Genomic DNA, 2,756 nt, shown 5'->3' with positions numbered 1-2,756 from the left:
GCGACGATGAGGTGGATGGGGGCGGGCGTCCAGGTCGGGGCGGGCGGTGGCGGGGGTGCCTCTCCCCCGGCGCCGGGTGGGCTGTTCGATGGGTGTTCGAGTATGGGTGGGTTGTGGGTGTGGGGGCGGTGCGGAGTCGGGGATGCTGTGTGCATGAGTGGTGAATCGGCGGGGCTGGGGGCTCTGGAGGCGGTGGAGCGGTACCTGGTGGCGCGGGGGGCGGCCAAGCCGTCTCCGCACACGGTGGCGGCCTATCGGCGTGATCTGCGCGGGGTGCTCGGGTGTGTGGCGCGCGTGCGTGGGTGTGATGCGGGTGAGGTGGTGTTGGCGGGGTTGGACGCGGGGGTGTTGCGGGCGGGGTTTGCGGAGTTCGCCGCTAAGCGGGCGGCTTCCAGTGTGGTGCGGGCGTGGTCGACGTGGAACGGGTTCTTTGATTTTTGGGTGTCGGAGGGGGTGGTGGCCGGTAATCCGATGTCTGCGGTGCCGCGGCCGCGGGTGCGGCCCTCGGGGCCCAAGCCGCTGATGGGTGAGGACACTCCGGAGCGGTTGTTGGAGGCGTTGGCGCGGGGGGCGCGTCGTGCGCGGGATCCGTGGCCGGAGCGGGATCTGGCGGTGCTGGCGTTGGCGTTGCTGACGGGGATGCGGTCGGCGGAGATGTTGGCGTTGCGGGTGGAGTCGGTGGGGGGCCGTGTGGGTGAGCGGCGGATTCGGGTGGTGGGCAAGGGGGGTGGTGAGCGGGTGTTGCCGATCGAGGCGCCGTTGGAGGTGTTGTTGGAGGCGTATCTGGTCTCGCGGCGGGAGCGGTTCGGTGCGGTGCGGGGGGTGGATCCGTTGTTGGTGGACAACCGGGGTCAGGGGTTGCGTCGGGGCGGGTTGCAGTATCTGGTGCGGCAGTGTTATCGGCATGCGGGGGTGCATGATCGGGTGGCGCGGGGGACGTTGGTGCACGCGCTGCGGCACACGTTCGCGACGCGGTTGGCTGAGGACGGGGCGTCGGTGAGCGAGATCATGCATTTGTTGGGGCATGCGTCGGTGGTGTCGTCGCAGGCCTATATCGAGGTGACGGCGCGGGCGCAGCGGGAGGCGGCGGGGTCGAACCGGACCTATGGGGTGGTGCGGCGGTTGGTGGGTGAGGGCGGGGACGGGTGAGTGTGGGGGTGGCTACTCTGTGCCTGTGATGAACGGTTTCGAGGTGTCCACGGTCAATGTCAACGGTCTGCGTGCCGCGGCGAAGAAGGATCCGGGGTTCTTGGGGTGGTTGTCGGCCACGAGCGCGGATGTGGTGTGTCTTCAGGAGACGCGGGCGGAGCCGGACCAGTTGACGGCGCGGGTGGTCGCGCCCGAGGGGTGGCATGTGTTGTTGGCTCCGGCGGCGGCGAAGGGCCGTGCGGGGGTGGCGGTGTACTCGCGGGTGGAGCCGGATCGGACCCGGGTGGGTTTCGGTGCGGCGGAGTTTGAGGACTCGGGTCGTTATGTGGAGGTGGATCTGGGTCCGGTGACGGTGGCGAGTTTGTATCTGCCCTCGGGGGATGTGGGTACTCCTCGGCAGGAGGAGAAGGAGCGGTTCATGGAGGCGTTCCTGCCGTACCTGGTGAAGCGGCGTGAGGAGGTGGAGTCCGAGGGGCGTGAGTTGGTGGTGTGTGGTGACTGGAACATCGCGCATCGGGAGGCGGACCTGAAGAACTGGCGGACCAATCGGCGCAGTTCGGGGTTTTTGCCGTATGAGCGGGAGTGGATGTCTCGGGTGTTCGACGAGGCGGGGTATGTGGACGTCATGCGTTCGTTGATGCCGGATCGGGAGGGGCCGTACACGTGGTGGACGTATCGGGGGCGTGCGTTCGATAACGATGCGGGGTGGCGGATCGACTACCAGGTGGCGACGCCGGGGTTGGCTGCTCGGGTGGAGTGGGCGCGTGTGGAGCGGGCCGTGGAGCATGCGGCGCGTTGGTCGGATCATGCGCCGGTGACGGTGCGCTACGGGGCTCGGTAGGAGGAGGGGTCATGGGTGTGCCGATCGTGCTGGTGCACGGGTTGCGGTTGTCGGGGAGTATGTGGCGTCCGCAGGTGGAGTGGTTGCGTGAGCGTGGGCGGACGGTGGTGGCGCCTGATCTGCCTGGGCACGGGTCGCGGCGGGGTGAGGTGTTCTCGCTGGGGTCGGCGGTGGATGCGGTGTTGTCCGCGATCGACGGGGTGGGGGGTCGTGCCCTGTTGGTGGGGTTGAGTTTGGGTGGGTTCGTGTCGATCGCGGCGGCGGGGGCGGCGCCGGGTCGGGTGGCGGGGTTGGTGGCGGCCAGTTGTACGGCCAAGCCCGCGCAGTCGTTGGCGCAGGTGTATCGGATTCCGGCGGTGTTGATGGACCGGTTGCCGGATCGGGGCGCGGCGGTCAATGAGCGGTTTCACCGGTTGACGTTGCGTGATGGTGCGGCGGATGCGGCGTTGGACGGTGGTTTGGCGGTGGAGGCGGCCACGGCGGTGATCGATGAGATCTCGGAGATGGACGCGTTGGCGGCGTTGGGTGCGTATCCGGGGCCGGCGTGGTTGATCAACGGGTCGCGTGATCATTTCCGGATCCATGAGAAGAAGTTCTTCGATGCGTGTGTGGATGGCCGGTTGGTGAATGTGCCGCGGGCGGGGCACATGGTGAGTTTGGATCAGCCGGAGAACTTCTCGCGGATCGTGGCTGATGCGGCGGATGTGGTGTGGGTGCGTGAGCGTGGCCTGTCGGGTGGGGGTTCGCCCGGTCAGGTGGAGGCGGG

3 protein-coding genes are annotated in these 2,756 nt (G+C 68.5%); all 3 read left to right on the top strand.

Translation table 11 applies throughout. The annotated features are described in order from the left end of the window. The first annotated feature begins 153 nt into the window (after nt 1-153). Nucleotides 154-1,149 (top strand): tyrosine-type recombinase/integrase, encoded by a 996-nt coding sequence (locus tag D471_RS0105165; protein WP_026127425.1) that lies wholly within the window; start codon nt 154-156, stop codon nt 1,147-1,149. 28 nt (nt 1,150-1,177) lie between these two features. Continuing rightward, nucleotides 1,178-1,990: an exodeoxyribonuclease III gene (locus D471_RS0105160; RefSeq protein ID WP_026127424.1), complete on the top strand. Its 813-nt coding sequence runs from the start codon at nt 1,178-1,180 to the stop codon at nt 1,988-1,990. Between the two features lie 11 nt (nt 1,991-2,001). Continuing rightward, a partial coding sequence (locus tag D471_RS0105155) for an alpha/beta fold hydrolase (RefSeq protein ID WP_017597642.1) occupies nt 2,002-2,756 on the top strand: 755 nt, incomplete at its 3' end.

Origin of the sequence: Nocardiopsis lucentensis DSM 44048 (assembly GCF_000341125.1) — a bacterium.
Lineage (GTDB): Bacteria > Actinomycetota > Actinomycetes > Streptosporangiales > Streptosporangiaceae > Nocardiopsis > Nocardiopsis lucentensis.
Note: the sequence above shows the minus strand (reverse complement) of the source record. Positions and strands in the feature narration are given on the sequence as shown.